Genomic DNA, 17317 nt, shown 5'->3' on the forward strand with positions numbered 1-17317 from the left:
GAAGATAGGAATGTTATTGAGCCTAATTAGTAAGCAGCTAAAAATGCTTGTTCGAAATAAGCAACCACTTATTATTTTATTGGTAATGCCGATTGTTCTCATCACTATTTTATCCTCTGCTCTGGCAGGCGTTATGAACCGTACAGCAGAGGGGGCTATTCAAGCAGATTTAGTAATAGTTGATTCATCCAGCTGGGAGCAGGAAAGTGAGGAAATAAAATTATTTTTAGAGAATGAGGGGTTAGCAGGACCGGCGCAAGATTCTCTTCTTCAAACATTGGAAGAAAATGATCCTATTTTTGTTTTACAAAACTCGATTCTTTCTTCCACAGAAATAGAAAAATATCTAAAGGTAGAAAACGGAAAAGCTGAAGACCTAGGAAGCCTTCGAAAGAATGAACAAATCGATGGCATTTTATCTTTTCCTGTAAATTTTCGATTAGAGTATATAAAATATGCTTATTTCAACACGGGTGAAGAACCGAAATTTGAATTGTTTTTAAACCAAAACAGTGAAATCAGAGCCTCCATTGTCCAATCAATTATTGAGGAGTGGCAAAGAGGATATAGCCAGTCCTTAGCCCTTACGAAAGCTGGAATACCTCCAAATAAAGTTATAGGAGCAACGGAGCAAGTAATAAAAATAGAGCAAGTATTGCCAAAGGGCGAGCGAACAGTTCCGTCCTCTATATATTATTCAATCGGAATGCTTGTGATGTTTGCGCTTTATATACCATCTTTTCTGGCGGGCTTTGCTTTACAGGAAGTACAGTGGAAGGTGTATGATCGAATTATTTTGGCAGGAGTATCTAGCACCTTATATGTACTATCTATTTTAATCACTGGAACAATTGTGGCGCTCATACAGCAAGCTTTAGTATTAATGTATGGCAGTTTGGCATTAGGTATTGATTGGATTGGCTGGCCATCGATGGCCGTTATTGTTCTAAGCTTTAGTTTGTTTATTGGGGGACTTTCCGCTCTACTCACTACCCTTCAATTTAAGACTGGAACAGAAGGAGTTGCTAATGTATTTAATGGATTGGTCATTACTATTTTCTCCTTCTTAGGCGGTTCCTTTTTCAAAATAAGCGATATATCGGAAACACTAGCGAACTTAGGGAGTTATACACCAAATGGTGCAACGATGAAAGCAATACTCTCTATTCAATCTGGGGAAAAGCTTAGCGGAATATGGCTTCATCTGAATGTACTTTATATTGGAATTTTTATATGTGTATTACTTTCCATAATTCTATTTCCGAGAAGAGGTGCTAAGTCGTGAAGGGAATTTGGATTGCAAGGCTTCAGAATTTAAAAAGAAAACCATTAGTACTTATAATGATGACACTCATGACCTTAGTGCTTGCCTACGTTCTTAGTGGAGGAGTAGGGAGCCAAACACCGATCTTAATTGCTTTAGATAATACATCTACAAGTAAGGAAGTTTTAGACGAGCTAAATACATTTGAGGAGTATTCTATAGAAGAGGTAATAAAGGATGTTCTTTATGAAAAAGTGGAACAAGATCCAGACTTAATCGGCGTCCATCTGACTCAAACAGCCTATACAGTTCTGACGGGTACTGAGACAGACTCTGTAAGGGAAATCTCGCTTGCTATCGAATCTGCATATAGCGAAAATGCCTTCCAACAAAAAATAATAGAGATTGGTGGAGAACTTAAATGGCTCGAGGTAAAAGAGAATCTAAGTAAACAAGAAGCCTTTCAGATGAACACAAGTGCGATGGATGAAGCACAGGTTTTTCGATATGACGGAGCACTTCAAAGTCTATTCGGATATATGCTCTTTTTTGTGTTTTACACGATTTCTACTAATGTTCAATTTATATTGGAGGATAAGCGAACTGGCGTATGGAATCGCTTAAAGCTAGCATCTATTAGTAGATTCCAATTGTATTTTGGGCATTTATCCTTTAGCTTTATAATTGGGCTTCTGCAAATGCTTTTAGTTATTTTGGTTTTTCGATTTGTGGTAGGAACCAATATGTACGGAGCACTTTTGGAAGTAATTCTTATAACGAGTATTTATGTATTATTAGTTTTAGCTGTATCATTGCTAATCATTTCTCTCGTCAAAACAGTTAGCCAAAGCGGAGTAATTATCTCGTTACTGGCAGTTGCCTTTGCCATGATAGGAGGTGCTTATTGGCCCCTTGAAATAGTACAATCGGAAGGTCTTTTGGCCATGAAATGGCTCTCTCCAATCTACTATGCAATGGAAGCATTAAAAAGAATTACCATATATGGGGAAACCTTAGGTGCTGTTTCGACGTACTTATGGATGATGCTACTACTTGCGGCTACGTTAATATCGGGAGCAATATATCTTTTAGAAAAGAAATCAGAACGTGGCCATTCAATTGAGTAAAAAGGAGGATGGGTATGTACTGGTGTAAAATAGCAAGATCAGAAAAAGAATTTGAAGCTATAGCTAGATTAAATTATGAAACATTTGTAGAAGAGATTCCACAGCATGAACCAAATCCAAGTGGGATGAGAGTTGATCCATTTCATCATGAAAATGTGTACGTGATTGTGTTAAAAGATCAAGAGCTTGCTGGAATGGTCGCCTTTAGAGCGGAGCGACCATTTTCTTTAGACAAGAAGCTAGGACCGGTGGAGAATATTCTGCCGGAAGATGCGCTTCAAGGAATGCTTTGCGAGGTTCGTTTACTGGCAGTAGATAAAAAACATCGCAATGGGCGTGTGTTTTATTATTTAGCTAGGGCGTTATCTGACTATGCATATGAGAATGGGTATGGTGCGGCTGTTATATCTGGTACGGTAAGGGAGCAAAAGCTTTACAACCAATTAGGCTTCGAACCGTTTGCTGACCCAGTAGGAGCGGAGGGTGCTCTCTATGTACCAATGGTTTTGACAAGAGAGCGTTTTGATAATTCGGTAGCTGCGCGCTTTAAGCAGAAAAGGCATTCCTTTTATCCTGGCCCAGTTCATCTAACTGCACCAATCCAAATGGCTTTTCAAGAAGATCCAATTACTCACCGTTCTCATGAATATGAAGTTATGCTCGAACGTGTGAAAAGCAGACTTTGTCAAATGAGTGGCACTAAACATGCTCATTTACTAGTGGGCAGTGGTACATTAGCGAATGAAGCGATGATAGCTCAATTGAAGGTATTAGATGAAAAAGGCTTGATTTTGACGAACGGGGCTTTTGGAGAGCGTCTTGAAAAGCAGGCGATGCGATGGGGACTAGAATATAATGTGTTGAGCTATGAATGGGGACAGACCTATCATCTAGAAACAATTGAAAGAAAACTATCTTCCGGCAATTATAGTTGGTTACTCATGGCTCATGGTGAAACTTCCACAGGAATGCTAAATAATTTAGATGAACTACAAGTAATCTGTAAACGCTATAACGTGTTGCTGTGTGCAGATTGTGTGAGTTCATTTGGTTCTCTACCGTTTTCAATGGAAGGGGTATATTTGGCAACTGGAGTTAGTGGAAAAGCGATAGGTTCTATGAGTGGCTTGTCATTTGTATTTGCTAACTCAGAAATAGTATCCTGTGAGCGAATTCCAACTTACTTGGACATAGGTTTAACAACAAATTCTGCTATTCCTTTTACAATGCCATCTCAATTCATCCTTAGCCTAGAAAATGCATTAATGGCCTATGATAATGGACAAAGATATAAGCTATTACATAAACGCTGGATGTTTATCGAGGAAGAAATAGAAAGGCTCGACATAGAACTTTTTACAAATCATAACTATCCAATGATTTTCACTATCCAGGAAAAGGAATTCCCATACCTTGCCGAGGATGCTAGAATGTCCGGCTTCGACCTGCACTACAGAAGTGATTATCTAAAGGAAAAGGGACTTATACAAATCTCTTGTATCCAGCCTGATTTCGAGCTTGCTTGGACTAAGTTTGTAAAATGGTTCGCTAATTATCGTTTATATCATGATAGTGAACAACAAAGCAGCCTGAATTGAGATGTTTTATTCAGATATGACTCTTTTGGGTGTGTTTATGACCGGATAGCGTGGAGTTATGACCGGATAGAAAAATTTATGACCGGATAGCGTGGGTTATGACCGGATAGAAAAATTTATGACCGGATAGCACGGAGTTATGATCGGGTAGAAAAATTTATTGTCGGATAGAGTGGAGTTATGATTGCATAAAAAAAATTATGACCGTTCAATGAAAAGGCCGGCTCTTCTCTATGAAAGCCGGCCTTTTTCTTTATTTGTCGCATAGCACAACAGGAGGATAGGAGTAATTTTTTAATCTGTTACGATTTGTTTGTAAGTTTCCTGTATGAAAGTTTTGTAAGGAGTGTCAGGCATTTCTTTTATAAGATCGAGTGCTTTTTGGGCAAATGCTTTTGCTTTCTCTGTTTGACCAATTGCTGTATAGCATAAGGCTAGATAAGCATCCTTTTCATAAAAAATTGATAAATCAATAGGATGGTTAATAACATCCTGTATTACTACCTGCTCCAGTTGTTCGATTGCTTCTTCAAATTGTTTTAAACCGTAAAAGGTTTTTCCTCTTTCTAATAGAAAGTAGTGAGTAAACAACTTGTCTTTTTCTAAATTATACGTTTTAAATAATTTGTCTGCTTCTTCATATTGCTTCTTATAAGAATTCAGGTAATGGGTTTTTACAAAAAAGGAGAAACGTTCTGCATCTATGTCGTCTGCAAAAACTCCATAAGCTTCTATTTTTTTTAAATAGTATTCTATTTTTTCCTCATCCCTGCTCATCATGGCATGGGCTGCCGCGATTCTATAAAGGTCATCTAAGTGGTAAAATGTTTTATTTTCTTTAGAATACTCAATTGCTTGATCCATAAGCTTTAATGCGGATTCATGGTCGCCTATTGCGTAGTAAAGCGCTGTTTCTACATAGTCAAAGTCAAGTCGAGAGACGGGGTCCATCCAAATTCCTTTTTTCTCTAAATCAGCACGTTCTTCTTGAAGGATGTTTAAGGCTTCCTGATATTTATGTTCTTGGAATTTAACTGCCGTTCGTACGATTCCAATTTTAGCTCTCCTAGCAGTGATATTTAACTTTTCATATATTTCTGCAGCCTGGTTCAACGGTTCTTCCCAGTCTTTTTTGTGTGCTTGGTGTTTACAGCGGCTATACATTTCTAGTAAACGAGCAGATTCATATCCCTGACCTAGCTTGGGCAAATAAGGCTCGACTAAATGTATTAATTGCTCATATTCATCGGATAGAACATCATAGTTTGTATTGAAAAGTATTTCAGCCTTCTCTAAAACTTCTCGTAATTCATGACCACTTACTTCTTCTAATAACTCAGATACTTCCACATTCAATTGATTCGCAATGTATTGTAGGCTTTCCATGGAAGGCTTTGCCTTATTATTTTCAATTAGACTGAGCATTCCTTTTGTTAACTCAGTACCTGCAAGAGCCTCTAGAGTCATCTTTTGTTGTTTTCTTAATGTACGTATTCGCTCTCCAAGCGTCTGCATAGCTTCACCTCATTTATCGTTAGTTTAATTATATTAAACTTTTTGTTGTAATGGAAGAATGAATATGATATTATTTGTTTAATAAAATTAAACTTTTAGTTTTTTCAGAACTATTTAGGGTGAAATTGAAAAGGCTAAACAAAGGGGAAATAGTTATGGAAGAGGTATTAAAGTTAAAAAAAGCGACGTATCATTTGTGGACATTTACCATTAGCAAGCTCCTATCGACTTTTGGTGCACAAGTATATGCATTTGCTATCAGTTTTTACATTCTGCAGTTAACCGGATCTGCAACTAGCTTTGCAGCCAATCTAATCTGTAGTATTTTACCAAGAACTCTGTTGGCTCCATTTGCAGGCTATGCAGCCGATAAATATTCTAGAAAGGCCATTATAATTGGTGCTCAAATCGCTGCATCACTTGCAATAGGTGGATTATTAATCGTCAGTTTAACAACTGAGTTATCATTGTTTGCAATTTACACGACAACGGTTATTTTATCCATAACATCCACGTTTTCTGGAGTAACATTTAGTTCTTCTATGACAGGGTTAGTAGATGAATCAAGAATTCAAAAAGCAATGTCTCTAAACCAAATGTCGATTTCCTTTGCAGCAATCGGAAGTCCAGCGGTAGGAGGTATATTATACGGTACAGTGTCTATGCCGGTTTTTCTACAAATTTATTTAGCTGCGTCTATTATAGCTGTGATTTTAGAATCCACGATGAACTTTAAATTATTTGCTACAAGAAAAGAAGTAGTAGAAGGGGCACCAAAGGAATCCATGTTACAAAGCATCAAAGAAGGATTTTCTTATCTTATGAAGCAGCCTATATTAAAAATTATGATTTTCATCTCATTGATCGTTAACTTTTTGTTTGGAGCATTTCAAGTGGGATATTCGTTTATTCTAATCGAAAAATTAAAGCTTGACCCTGTCCATTTTGGTTATACAGAAATGGCCTTTGCCATTGGAATGCTGCTAATGTCTATTTACTTCTCCAGCACAAAGGAGTTAAAATATCCATTTCTTGTATCGAAGTGGAGTATAGTTGCAACTGGAATTTTATTAGGGGCCATTGCTACGCCACTATTGGTTAATATGTCATATTTTGTGACCACTCTATTTTACATCATAGTTCTATTTGCTTTCGGGGTTTCTATGATTGTCACCAATACGCCAATAATGGTCATGATGCAAAAAACGATTGATGATGATTACAAAGGTAGAGTATTTTCTATTTTAGAAACAGGATCCATGGCGTTAATGCCGCTTGGGATGGTTATCTTTGGGTTCCTGTATGATGTGCTGGCGGCAGAGCTTATCTTAATCGTGTCAAGCATCCTCCTAATAGTGATTGTATTAGTGCTTGCAAGACCATCCGTCATTAAATTGGCACATCCTGAGCTTTCGAAAGGTAGAGAAGACGCTTCTCCAGAACCTCAGCCAGAATAAGAAATTGCCAGCCGAGATTTGGGAAAAGTGCGAAGCTGGGAAACACGAATATTTGTTATTCTGTTGATTGGAACGGCAGGCGGCGATTCCCGTGAGATGATTGAGGCAGATAAGCCATTATTAATTGGGCACAAGTTTAGATGATGGCTTATCGCTCGCCGGAAATCATTATTTGCTCTTCATTAGTAGTGTTTTCTCACATAAATAGAATCAGCTTCTTTTAAAATGAAAATGCCAAGGGAAATAACTCCTTGGCATTTTCTTATGCTGTTCTTTTTAATGTTTTAGTTGATTTGCGATAACCAAAAATTAAACCAATTGCTAGAATCGCAAGAATACCAGATAAAACATAAATATTATCCGGCTGTTTAGTGAATAACCATGCGAATAAAAGCGGGCCGATTATGCGTCCCAAGTTATCCATTGAGTAAGTCATGCCAGCTGCTGTTCCATATCGACCACCAGATTCCTTAGAGGTGAGTGATACAATAGTAGTTCTTGCAAGGGCGTTACCTGCGGTGAATACGCAAAGGGAAAACCCTGCCCAAAAAATATTAGTTGTAAACACTGTCATGATTAATCCGATAGCCGTAACGATTTGTGCATATATCAACCAGGTTGTTTCCGTTCCATTCTTGATCCGTCGAACGACTCCTCCTTGAATTGCTGCATCGACAAATCCACTGAACATGAATAGATAGCCAATTTGTAAAGGTGTTATAGAGACTCTTTCAATTTGAAATAACTGAAAGGTTGCCTCTAAGCCTGCTAGCAGAAAAGTAACCATGAAGGAGAATAGGAATAAGTATTTAATGCGATAGGACCACAAACTTAAAGCTCCCTTAGGAAGTAACGCGCGTTTGTTAGCTTCACCAGTACGTGTAGGTTCTTTTAAAATTATCAAAGCATAAACAAAAATAACTAACAATAGAATAGCGGAGACGATAAACGGAGTTTCTAAGCTTATATGTCCTAAAACTCCTCCAATTGCTGGTCCAAAGATAAACCCTAATCCAATAGACATTCCCATGAATCCCATATACTTATTACGATTTTCTTCATCCGATAAATCTGCTATAAAACCAGTTACTGCTGTATAAAGCGCCCCTGAAAATAATCCACCTACTACACGAGAGAGGTAGAGCATGAACAATGAATCAAAAAATAAGGAAAATAACCAAAAGCTTAAACTAAAACCAACTAAACCTATTAAAATGAGCATTTTACGTCCAATTCGGTCAGATAGCATTCCCCATAAAGGAGCTGTGAAAAAGGACGCCAAAGCGTAGACTGTCAGTAATCCTCCTACATGCACCTCGTTGTAGTTTTCTTGGAGTATAACCTCAGGTAATACGGGGATAATAAGCCCGAAACCAAGATAGACCAAAAATTGGACTGACATTAATATAAAGAGAGATTTTTTCATTGTAAAACCTGCTTTCTCAAACCATATCCTTTATATTACATCTTTCTTCAGGATTTTTCATCTCGAAATGGTGCAGAGAAAATGAGGTATTATCAAAAAAGCTACCCTATTTTTACAAGGATAGCTCCACCTGTTTAATAACTTCTTGGTTCGGATATACTTTGTATAGCTTCGGAAACTTCTTGAATATGAGGAAAAGGAAAGGCTAAATCTGCAAGGGATACAAAGCCTACTAAAGTCCCATCCTCCACAACGGGGAGTCGACGAACCTGATTTTCACCCATCACATTAGAAGCATCTACTGTAGTATCCTGTGGTGAAACAGAAATGACTGATTTAGTCATGACTTCTTCCACTTTACATTTAACGTCTTTAGCAACAGCTCGGGTTACAATATCGCGGTCAGTTATCATCCCAACGAGTTTGTTTTTGCTTACTACAGGTAAACAACCGATATCCAATGAACGCATTTGCTCGGCAACTTCGTTCACGTAATCTTGGGGACTACACGTAATCACTTGCTTGCTCATTACATCTTGTACAATCATCGATATCACTCCTTTAAAGGTTATGATGGTTTACAATTGCGTAAAATATGTAATAAAAATGAAAGGTTTAGACTATGTAAAAAGTGGTATGATAAGGTAAGAATAAATAAAAATAAAAGAAACTTTTTAAATATAAATTCGTAATAATAATTGGAAGGGGCTGAGGTGGATTGGCTAAGGAAGTTGATTTAAAGAAAATTGTAAGTAATCTATCGAAACTTGGTGTGACTGTTACAATGACAAAATCTAGACTTGAAATGCTTAAGGCTTTATCACCACCAGCACAAAGTCCACATGTGCACTCCTAAAAAAAGAGAGACTTGTAAATTCGTTTAAAACGAACGCTCAAGTCTCTTTTTTTATGTGGAAAGAGGAGGCTAACACCGCAGTATGCAGCGAGCCTCCTCTGTAATTTATTCATCCTCGTTTTTAGCGAACATATAAGTTTTATGATGGAACTTCATACTAAAGACTAAACCAATGGCGAGCATATTACCCATAAGCGAACTACCACCATAGCTTATAAATGGTAAAGGTATCCCAGTTATAGGTAGCAGTTGAATTGTCATGCCGATATTCTCGAACACATGGAAAGTAATCATCGCAATAATTCCTGCACACACATACGTGCTGTACATATCCTTAAGCTGTAAAGTAATTTTCGTTAGATGATAGATAAGTAAAAAGTAAAGACTGATTACGACACTGGCACCGACAAAGCCATATTCTTCTCCGATAACGGCAAAGATAAAGTCTGTATGATTTTCAGGTACATATACTACCCGACCACCATATCCTTTACCGAAAACTTCTCCTGATCCAATAGCATTCAATGCGCTTATTAGATGCATTCCTTCATTAGAAGCATATGAATATGGATCTATCCAGGAATAGATACGAGCAAATTGGTAAGGTTCGAAGTTGAAATGCTTGGCAAGGAAATCCTGCGCATACAAGGCCATCCACAACAAAAATCCACCAATGCTAGCTCCACCTAAAAATAATGGTAAAATAATTTTCCATGAGATTCCTGCTACGACGATTAACGCCGCGGTAATGGCTAAGAAAACTAAGGATGTACCTAAATCGGGCTGAAGCATGATAAAAGCTAAAGGTATTATTAAGGTTATTCCTATTTTTCCTAACAGAATAAAGTCTGTTTTAATTGTTTTCATCGCATACTGTTCATGATGATAGGTTATAAGGCGAGCTAATCCTAAAATATAAAAGGTCTTCATAAATTCGGCTGGCTGAATGTCTCCAATCGGTAAATGAAACCAGCTTTTTGCTCCATTCCGCGGTTCTACTAATGACAAGCTGTCTGGAAGTATAGCGAGAAGGGCTAATAGGAAAACTCCTATTCCGAATATATACCAAGCCATCTTTTTATATTGCTCAGGCTCAAAAAACATAACTAATCCAATAATAACGCAACCAACTAAATACCAAAAAAGCTGCTTCGATACAAAGTTATAGCTTGCATATTGACCTGTAGTCTGAGCTGAAGAAATAGCTAACAAGCTAACAATTAAAAATAATAATATTATAAAAGCTAATGTCCAATCGAAGCGATCAGCGAAGCCTTTTTTATTTTCCATAAAAATCACCTAGATTTCTTTCTAATTACAAATTTTTGTTACATTTTCCCTCTCTTAAATCGAGGGAAACACACTTTTTCTATTATAGCCTAAATACTCGCTTTTTGCTTGTGAGTAATATAGACGATATTACAAAAACAGTTGTTTCGTTTAAATGAAATTATGCTAATATATATCTTATATGAGGAGTGAATTCAGTGGCTAAAAAAGAGAGAGATATAGATGATTATTTAGCTCATCTATATGTTCATACAAATGAGATAGAGCATTTTGCATTATTTAGTGGGATTTCAGTTCAACAATTTTTGAAGTTTACTGATTTGCCCTTCCTATTATTGTTAAAGCATCGATATGAAGATTCTTCTTTTAATATGCATACGCAAATGGAGTTCATAGGAAAAAATCAATATGCACACTTTTTAAAGGAAATGACTGAAAAGTCCTTTTCGCTGTGTTTATTAGATTTCTCGGATGAACGAAAATTAAATATGCTAACGCCACAGGAACAAGCTGAACTTTTATATATAGCTCACAAGAAGGAAGCTTTTCGCTCACCATTCTATCATCATCTTCAAAATCGATTTGTTTATATGACTGATGAGGAACAGCATATTACTAAAATATATTTTAGAGATCATGAAGATTTTTATTATTTAATTGCTGACTGGTTTAACCAACAGATTAAAGATAAAACAAAATCTACTGCATTTTGGAGAAAAAAGAATAACGTTATATTGCCAGAGCTTTCCTCTACCACAGTGGAGAGGTATACAGACTTTTATGAGGACGGAGTAATTATGTCTTTATTCCGAAGTGATAAAACAAATTATGGGATTGAGATACGTTGCTTACCGGAAAATATTTTCCCGGATGAGGTGCTAGAGGATATTAAGCACCATATAAAAAGACCATATGATTTCATAATAGAAGTATAAGGGAACGCTTTTGCTACATTTCGTTGCAAAAGCGTTTATTATGTATATGAGGTGATTGAGATTGGCTTGGATTCTACTAGTAATTGCAGGATTAACTGAAATCATATGGGCGATTGGTTTAAAGGAAGCGCATGGCTTCACAGAGCTAGTCCCGTCCATCATCACAATATTATTTCTTATAATAAGCTTTTTTTTATTCGCGAGGGCGATGAAGACGATTCCAATAGGAACTGCATATGCTATATTTACCGGAATAGGAGCTGCCGGCACGGCGATTGTCGGAATTCTTTGGTTTAATGAACCAGTTAGTATAGGGAAAATTGTGTTTTTATGTATATTACTCTTCGGCATTATAGGTCTGAAGCTAAGTGATACCGAGGAGGTGGAATAATGGAATGGATTACACTAATTGCTGCGGGATTATTTGAGGTGGCCTTTGTTATTTGCATGAAGCTCTCCAATGGCTTTACAAACAAAAAATTTACAGCCCTTACCATTATTTCTGCTTCTTTAAGTTTCTTTTTACTATCGTTGGCTTTAAGGGATATTTCTGTGGGTACAGGATATGCAGTGTGGACTGGAATAGGAGCAGCGGGAAGTGTGTTAGTCGGTATGTACTTCTTTAACGAAAAGAAGAGCCGTCTGAAATTATTCTTTTTAAGCTGTATTATATTTGGAGTCGTAGGTCTTAAACTTTTTGGCTAATGGTTCATGTATTAATATTAGAAGTGATAAAATAGAAATATCCAAAACGTGGAGGTAACAAGTGATGAAATTGAAATTAGGATTATTATATGGTGGGAAATCTGCAGAACATGAGGTTTCTTTATTAACAGCAAGAGCAGTTTCTCAAGCAATTGATTTTGATAAATATGAAGTATACCCCGTCTTTATCTCAAAGGAAGGAGAATGGAGAAAGGGTCAAAAGCTATTAGGTCCTGTGGAAACAGTAGAAACACTTCAATTTGGGGATGATACAGGGAAAGCGAATGACATAACTAGCTTCCTGCCGGCGGAGAACTCTGCACAAGAGCTTGATGCATCGACTGGTAATGAAGGATTAGATGTGATATTCCCGTTGCTTCACGGCCCAAATGGAGAGGATGGTACCGTTCAGGGATTACTAGAAGTATTGAACTTGCCATATGTGGGAAATGGAGTATTAGCTTCAGCTGCTGGAATGGATAAAGTAGTTATGAAGCAACTTTTTGCACAAGCAGGTTTAAAGCAGGTTCCTTTTGTACATTTCATCCGTAAAGAGTGGAAAAACAATCAAGCGTTATTACTTGAAAAGATTGAGAGCAGCTTGAAGTGGCCATTATTTGTCAAGCCAGCTAATCTAGGCTCTAGTGTTGGGATAACGAAAGCAAATAATCGTGAGGAACTAATAAAGGCAATCGACCTTGCTTTTAAATATGATCGTAAAATCCTAGTAGAACAAGGTATTGTAGCTCGTGAAATAGAAATGAGTGTTTTAGGAAATGACACGCCAAGATGTTCGGTTGCTGGAGAAGTATTACCAACGAAAGACTTCTATGATTACTCTGCAAAATATATAGATGGCACTACAAACTATGCTATTCCAGCAAAAGTATCGGATAGATTGCAAAAATCATTAGAGGATGCTGCAATTCGTGCATTCAAAGTGTTAGACTGCTCTGGATTGGTTCGCGCAGATTTCTTTGTTACGGATACAGAAGAGGTATTAATCAATGAAGTGAACACGATGCCTGGCTTCACACCAATTAGCATGTATCCAAAGCTTTGGATGGCTTCTGGCTTATCATACTCAGACCTAATCGAGGAGTTAATATCACTAGCTATCGAACGCTATGAGGAAAAACAGCAGCTTGAGCATTCAAAGGACGGAGAGTGACTAAGTTGAAAAAGACATTAGCACAAATTGCAAAGTGGTTAGGATTAGAACAGCCAACTAGTAACCCTGTAGTTACAGGGGTATCTATTAATACACGCACATTAAGACCAGGAGATTTATTTATTCCCTTTCGTGGTGAGAATGTGAATGGTCATAAATTTGTAGAGGCTGCATTTGAAAATGGAGCAGCTGCAGCATTTTGGTTAAAGGATGAGCCGAATCCTCCGAAGGATGTTCCCTTACTCTTTGTAGAAAGTAGTGAAGAGGCACTTCAGCAGATGGCTCGAGCTTATCGGTCTGAGCTTTCTACGGTATTTATAGGAATCACGGGCTCTAACGGTAAAACTTCCACAAAGGACTTGCTAGCAGGTATGCTTACCCCTTACTTCCGAGTGAAGAAAACAGAAGGAAATTTTAACAATGAGCTAGGTCTTCCTCTTACTATTCTTTCTTTAGAGGAAGATACCGAGTATGCAGTACTTGAGATGGGTATGAGCTCTTTCGGAGAAATAGAGTTCCTTTCTAATATGGCAAAACCGACATACGCAGTTATAACTAACATCGGAGAGGCACATATGCAAGATCTAGGTTCTCGTGAAGGTATTGCAAAAGCAAAATTTGAAATTATTTCTGGTCTAGCCAAGGACGGACTACTTGTTTATGATGGTGATGAACCGCTTTTGAAACCATTCATATCAAATGTTCCCGAGCTAAACACTAAATCCTTTGGCACTGATGAGTTAAATGATTTACGTATTGAACAGGTGACTTTTACAGAACAGGGAAGTAGTTTTATGGTAAGTGGTGAGCTAAACGAAGAAATGACTATACCTGTTCTTGGGAAGCATCAGGTGAAAAACACCTTGGCAGCTATACTGATTGGGAAGGAAATTGGACTGTCTGCCCAGCAAATGCGTGAGGCATTAAAGCAAATCGTACTAACAGATATGCGAATGCAGGTCATCGAAGCAAAGAATGGCAGTATCTTTATAAACGATGCCTATAATGCGGCGCCAACTTCTATGAAAGCTGCCATTCACTTTCTAGAAAAATCGACTATTAAACCAGATAAGTGGTTAGTGCTAGGGGATATGCTAGAGCTTGGTCCAAATGAAAAATCATTCCATGAAGAAATTAGTCATTCGATTTCCAATGAGGTATTCTCTGGTATTTGTTTATTTGGTCCACGTATGAAATGGTTATATGACCAGCTGGCAGATAAATTCAGTGAACAACAGCTAAAATGGGTGGAAGATGATTATGAATCGCTTATATCTTTTTTAAATTCAAACATTAAGAAGGATTCTATTGTTTTAGTGAAGGGTTCAAGGGGAATGAGATTAGAAAAGGTTATTGAACCCTTTCAAAAATAGTAGCTATAGGAGAGTAGGTCTTACATGAAAACAGGAATACTTTGCATACATGGTTTTACTGGAGGTCCATACGAGGTGCAGCCTTTCGTGGACTACTTGGAAGCAAATACAGACTGGCAAATTGTAGTTCCTACTCTTCCTGGTCATGGAGAAATTTTAGAATTAAAAAGCTTAACCGCCGAATCGTGGATGATGGCTGCCGAACAGGCACTGCGTATGCTTCAAAAGGAAGTAGATCGTGTGTATGTAGTTGGCTTTTCTATGGGCGGAATTATTGCCATTTATTTAGCTCTGCGCTATAAAATTGATAAAATGGTTTTATTAAGTGCTGCCGCAAAATACATAAATCCAGCACAGCTGTTACATGATATAGGGGACGTAGCAAAAAAAATAGTGGAAGGTAAGTCTGAAGAAAATACACTTTTCCAAATCTATAGTAAAAAGCTACGTGCAACCCCTATTCCAGCAGCTTTAGAATTTGTACGCCTGGTTAAGATGGTAGAACCCTATTATGAGCAAATTACTATCCCTGTATGTCTAGTCCAAGGGAAAAAGGATGGTATAGTTCCTTATACGGCAGCGCCCTTCTTATTTGACCACATTAAATCTACAAACAAGCAGCTAATCTTTTCGGATAGCGGAAAGCATCATATTTGCTATAGCGATGATTGTCAGAATTGGTTTCCACAAGCTCTTGCATTTTTAAGGGAAGAAGTGCAGGAAAAGATTTGTTAACTACTGGATATAAATTCGAATTCATTGCAACTAGCAAAATTGCATGCTATACTACGTTTAGAACAATGGATACATTTTGTGTGAAGACTCTTCAGCGTTTATTGAAGAGTACTTTTTTTTGAACATAACGGTTTGTTTACGCAAGAATTAACGAACCGCTCGGCAAAAGACCGGGCTTTCCCTTTATATAAGACCCCTCTGATCTAAAACCACAGAGAATTTTAAGTAACGGAAACGTTCCTCGTATAGGCTCGAATTTGCCAATTTCATCTGAAAATGTAACCATTTGTCAAAACAGAACAAAAAGGAGATTAAAATTTTGACAAATTTTTCAGAATTAAATATTAGCGCTTCTACACTAAAATCCGTACAACGAATGGGATTTGAAGAAGCTACACCAATCCAAGAAGGTACTATTACTCATGCTATGGAAGGCCGCGATATTATTGGCCAAGCACAAACAGGTACTGGTAAAACTGCCGCTTTCGGTATTCCGATGATTGAAAAAATTGACCCTAAAAACCCTAATATCCAATCTTTAATCATTGCTCCAACACGTGAACTTGCAATTCAAGTTTCTGAAGAGCTATATAAATTGGGCTATGATAAAAAAGTTCGTTTACTTTCTGTATACGGAGGACAAGAAATTGGCCGTCAAATCCGTGCACTTAAAAACAAGCCACAAGTAATCGTTGGTACACCTGGTCGTATCCTTGACCATATTAACCGTCGTACTTTAAAGCTTGATCAAGTAGAAACATTAATCTTGGACGAAGCTGATGAAATGTTAAACATGGGCTTCATTGATGATATCAATACAATTTTAGAAAGTGTTCCAGACAATCGTCAAACTTTATTGTTCTCAGCAACTATGCCGGGACCAATTCGAAAAATTGCTGATAAATTCATGAAAGATCCAGTTGAAGTAAAGATTAAATCAAAAGAAATGACTGTTGAAAATATTGAGCAGTTCTATGTAAAAGCTACAGAGCGTGAAAAATTTGATTTCCTTTCAAGAATCTTGAACGTTCACCAACCAGAGCTTGCAATTATTTTTGGACGCACTAAACGTCGTGTAGACGAGCTTGCAAATGCCTTAAGTATTCGTGGCTACTTAGCTGAAGGAATTCACGGAGATTTAAGCCAAGCGAAGCGTATGTCTGTCTTGAAGCAGTTCAAATCAAACAAAATTGACATTCTTGTTGCAACAGATGTGGCTGCTCGTGGATTAGATATCTCAGGCGTTACTCACGTTTATAACTTTGATATTCCACAAGATCCAGAAAGCTATGTTCACCGTATCGGTCGTACAGGACGAGCTGGTAAAAGTGGGATTGCGGTAACATTTGTTACTCCAAGAGAAATGGGCTACCTGCGCATTGTAGAAGACACTACGAAAAAACGTATGACAGCTCTTCGTCCACCAAGCTCAGATGAAGCATTAGTTGGACAGCAACGTGTAGCAATTGAAGCTCTTACTGAAATTATTAACAAAAATGACTTAGGTGACTATCGTACACTTGCAGCAGAAATGCTTGAAAAGCACGAAGCTATTGATGTAGTTGCAGCAGCAATTAAATCAATGACAAAAGAGCCAGACGATACACCAATCTCACTTTCTGAAGAACGCCCATTACCTGCTCGTAGAGAGCGCAGTGGTGGCGGACGCAGCGGTGGCGGCGGATACAAAGGTAACCGTAGCGGCGGAGGACGTAGTTCATCAAGTCGTGGAAGTGATCGCGGATCTTCTCGTACAGGTGGCAGTTCACGTCCAAGCGGCCGTCGTAGCAGCGGACCACGTGACGGTTCTACTCAACGTAGCACAAGAACTCGTTCACCACGTAACGAAGGCTAATTCTAAAAAA

The 17317-nt window shown here is 37.8% G+C and carries 16 protein-coding genes; 12 read left to right on the plus strand and 4 right to left on the minus strand.

Annotated features, from left to right (window positions below; genetic code table 11):
• The first annotated feature begins 10 nt into the window (after positions 1 to 10).
• Genes H9650_RS18665 through H9650_RS18675 form a run of 3 tightly spaced genes read left to right on the plus strand, consistent with a single transcriptional unit; the run spans position 11 to position 3989 of the window.
• Positions 11 to 1285 (plus strand): ABC transporter permease, encoded by a 1275-nt coding sequence (locus H9650_RS18665; RefSeq protein ID WP_151112477.1) that lies wholly within the window; start codon positions 11 to 13, stop codon positions 1283 to 1285.
• The gene (locus tag H9650_RS18670) at positions 1282 to 2391 is read left to right on the plus strand and encodes an ABC transporter permease (protein WP_151112480.1); all 1110 of its coding nucleotides are present in this window, start codon (positions 1282 to 1284) and stop codon (positions 2389 to 2391) included. Before H9650_RS18665 ends, H9650_RS18670 begins: the two co-directional genes overlap by 4 nt.
• A gap of 14 nt (positions 2392 to 2405) precedes the next feature.
• Positions 2406 to 3989 carry an aminotransferase class V-fold PLP-dependent enzyme gene (locus tag H9650_RS18675; protein WP_151112482.1) on the plus strand — a complete coding sequence of 528 codons (1584 nt, stop codon included), beginning with the start codon at positions 2406 to 2408 and terminating at the stop codon, positions 3987 to 3989.
• A gap of 294 nt (positions 3990 to 4283) precedes the next feature.
• Here the strand turns inward: H9650_RS18675 and H9650_RS18680 are convergent, their stop codons facing one another.
• Complete coding sequence (locus H9650_RS18680) at positions 4284 to 5504, minus strand: helix-turn-helix domain-containing protein (protein ID WP_151112484.1); 1221 nt, start codon at positions 5502 to 5504, stop codon at positions 4284 to 4286.
• A gap of 155 nt (positions 5505 to 5659) precedes the next feature.
• On the opposite strand from H9650_RS18680, the gene H9650_RS18685 reads away from it, so the two are divergent.
• The gene (locus H9650_RS18685) at positions 5660 to 6961 is read left to right on the plus strand and encodes an MFS transporter (protein ID WP_191697902.1); all 1302 of its coding nucleotides are present in this window, start codon (positions 5660 to 5662) and stop codon (positions 6959 to 6961) included.
• A 262-nt stretch (positions 6962 to 7223) separates the two neighbouring features.
• Here the strand turns inward: H9650_RS18685 and H9650_RS18690 are convergent, their stop codons facing one another.
• Complete coding sequence (locus tag H9650_RS18690) at positions 7224 to 8387, minus strand: MFS transporter (RefSeq protein ID WP_144539579.1); 1164 nt, start codon at positions 8385 to 8387, stop codon at positions 7224 to 7226.
• Positions 8388 to 8521: 134 nt separating this feature from the next.
• Complete coding sequence (locus H9650_RS18695; protein ID WP_191697903.1) at positions 8522 to 8935, minus strand: CBS domain-containing protein; 414 nt, start codon at positions 8933 to 8935, stop codon at positions 8522 to 8524.
• A gap of 170 nt (positions 8936 to 9105) precedes the next feature.
• Here H9650_RS18695 and H9650_RS18700 point away from each other — a divergent pair, with 170 nt between their 5' ends.
• Positions 9106 to 9243: an Lmo0850 family protein gene (locus H9650_RS18700; protein ID WP_186318209.1), complete on the plus strand. Its 138-nt coding sequence runs from the start codon at positions 9106 to 9108 to the stop codon at positions 9241 to 9243.
• Positions 9244 to 9348: 105 nt separating this feature from the next.
• Here H9650_RS18700 and H9650_RS18705 read toward each other — a convergent pair whose 3' ends face one another.
• Positions 9349 to 10533, minus strand: a complete 1185-nt coding sequence (locus tag H9650_RS18705; protein WP_144539583.1) for an FtsW/RodA/SpoVE family cell cycle protein — start codon at positions 10531 to 10533, stop codon at positions 9349 to 9351.
• Positions 10534 to 10730: 197 nt separating this feature from the next.
• On the opposite strand from H9650_RS18705, the gene H9650_RS18710 reads away from it, so the two are divergent.
• From H9650_RS18710 to H9650_RS18740, 7 genes are all read left to right on the plus strand, one after another.
• Entirely contained in the window at positions 10731 to 11468 is a 738-nt protein-coding gene (locus tag H9650_RS18710) for a hypothetical protein (protein WP_191697904.1), read from the plus strand.
• Positions 11469 to 11529: 61 nt separating this feature from the next.
• Positions 11530 to 11859 carry a quaternary ammonium compound efflux SMR transporter SugE gene (gene sugE, locus H9650_RS18715; protein ID WP_144539587.1) on the plus strand — a complete coding sequence of 110 codons (330 nt, stop codon included), beginning with the start codon at positions 11530 to 11532 and terminating at the stop codon, positions 11857 to 11859.
• A complete protein-coding gene (locus H9650_RS18720; RefSeq protein ID WP_144539589.1) occupies positions 11859 to 12173 on the plus strand; it encodes a DMT family transporter in 315 nt (104 codons plus the stop codon). Before sugE ends, H9650_RS18720 begins: the two co-directional genes overlap by 1 nt.
• Positions 12174 to 12237: 64 nt before the next feature.
• The gene (locus H9650_RS18725; RefSeq protein ID WP_144539591.1) at positions 12238 to 13344 is read left to right on the plus strand and encodes a D-alanine--D-alanine ligase; all 1107 of its coding nucleotides are present in this window, start codon (positions 12238 to 12240) and stop codon (positions 13342 to 13344) included.
• Between the two features lie 5 nt (positions 13345 to 13349).
• A complete protein-coding gene (locus H9650_RS18730) occupies positions 13350 to 14717 on the plus strand; it encodes a UDP-N-acetylmuramoyl-tripeptide--D-alanyl-D-alanine ligase (protein ID WP_191697905.1) in 1368 nt (455 codons plus the stop codon).
• Positions 14718 to 14741: 24 nt separating this feature from the next.
• The gene (locus H9650_RS18735) at positions 14742 to 15452 is read left to right on the plus strand and encodes an alpha/beta hydrolase (RefSeq protein ID WP_144539595.1); all 711 of its coding nucleotides are present in this window, start codon (positions 14742 to 14744) and stop codon (positions 15450 to 15452) included.
• A 319-nt stretch (positions 15453 to 15771) separates the two neighbouring features.
• A complete protein-coding gene (locus H9650_RS18740; RefSeq protein WP_144539597.1) occupies positions 15772 to 17307 on the plus strand; it encodes a DEAD/DEAH box helicase in 1536 nt (511 codons plus the stop codon).
• Positions 17308 to 17317: the final 10 nt, after the last annotated feature.

It is taken from the genome of Psychrobacillus faecigallinarum, from assembly GCF_014836595.1.
Taxonomy (GTDB): Bacteria; Bacillota; Bacilli; order Bacillales_A; family Planococcaceae; genus Psychrobacillus; species Psychrobacillus faecigallinarum.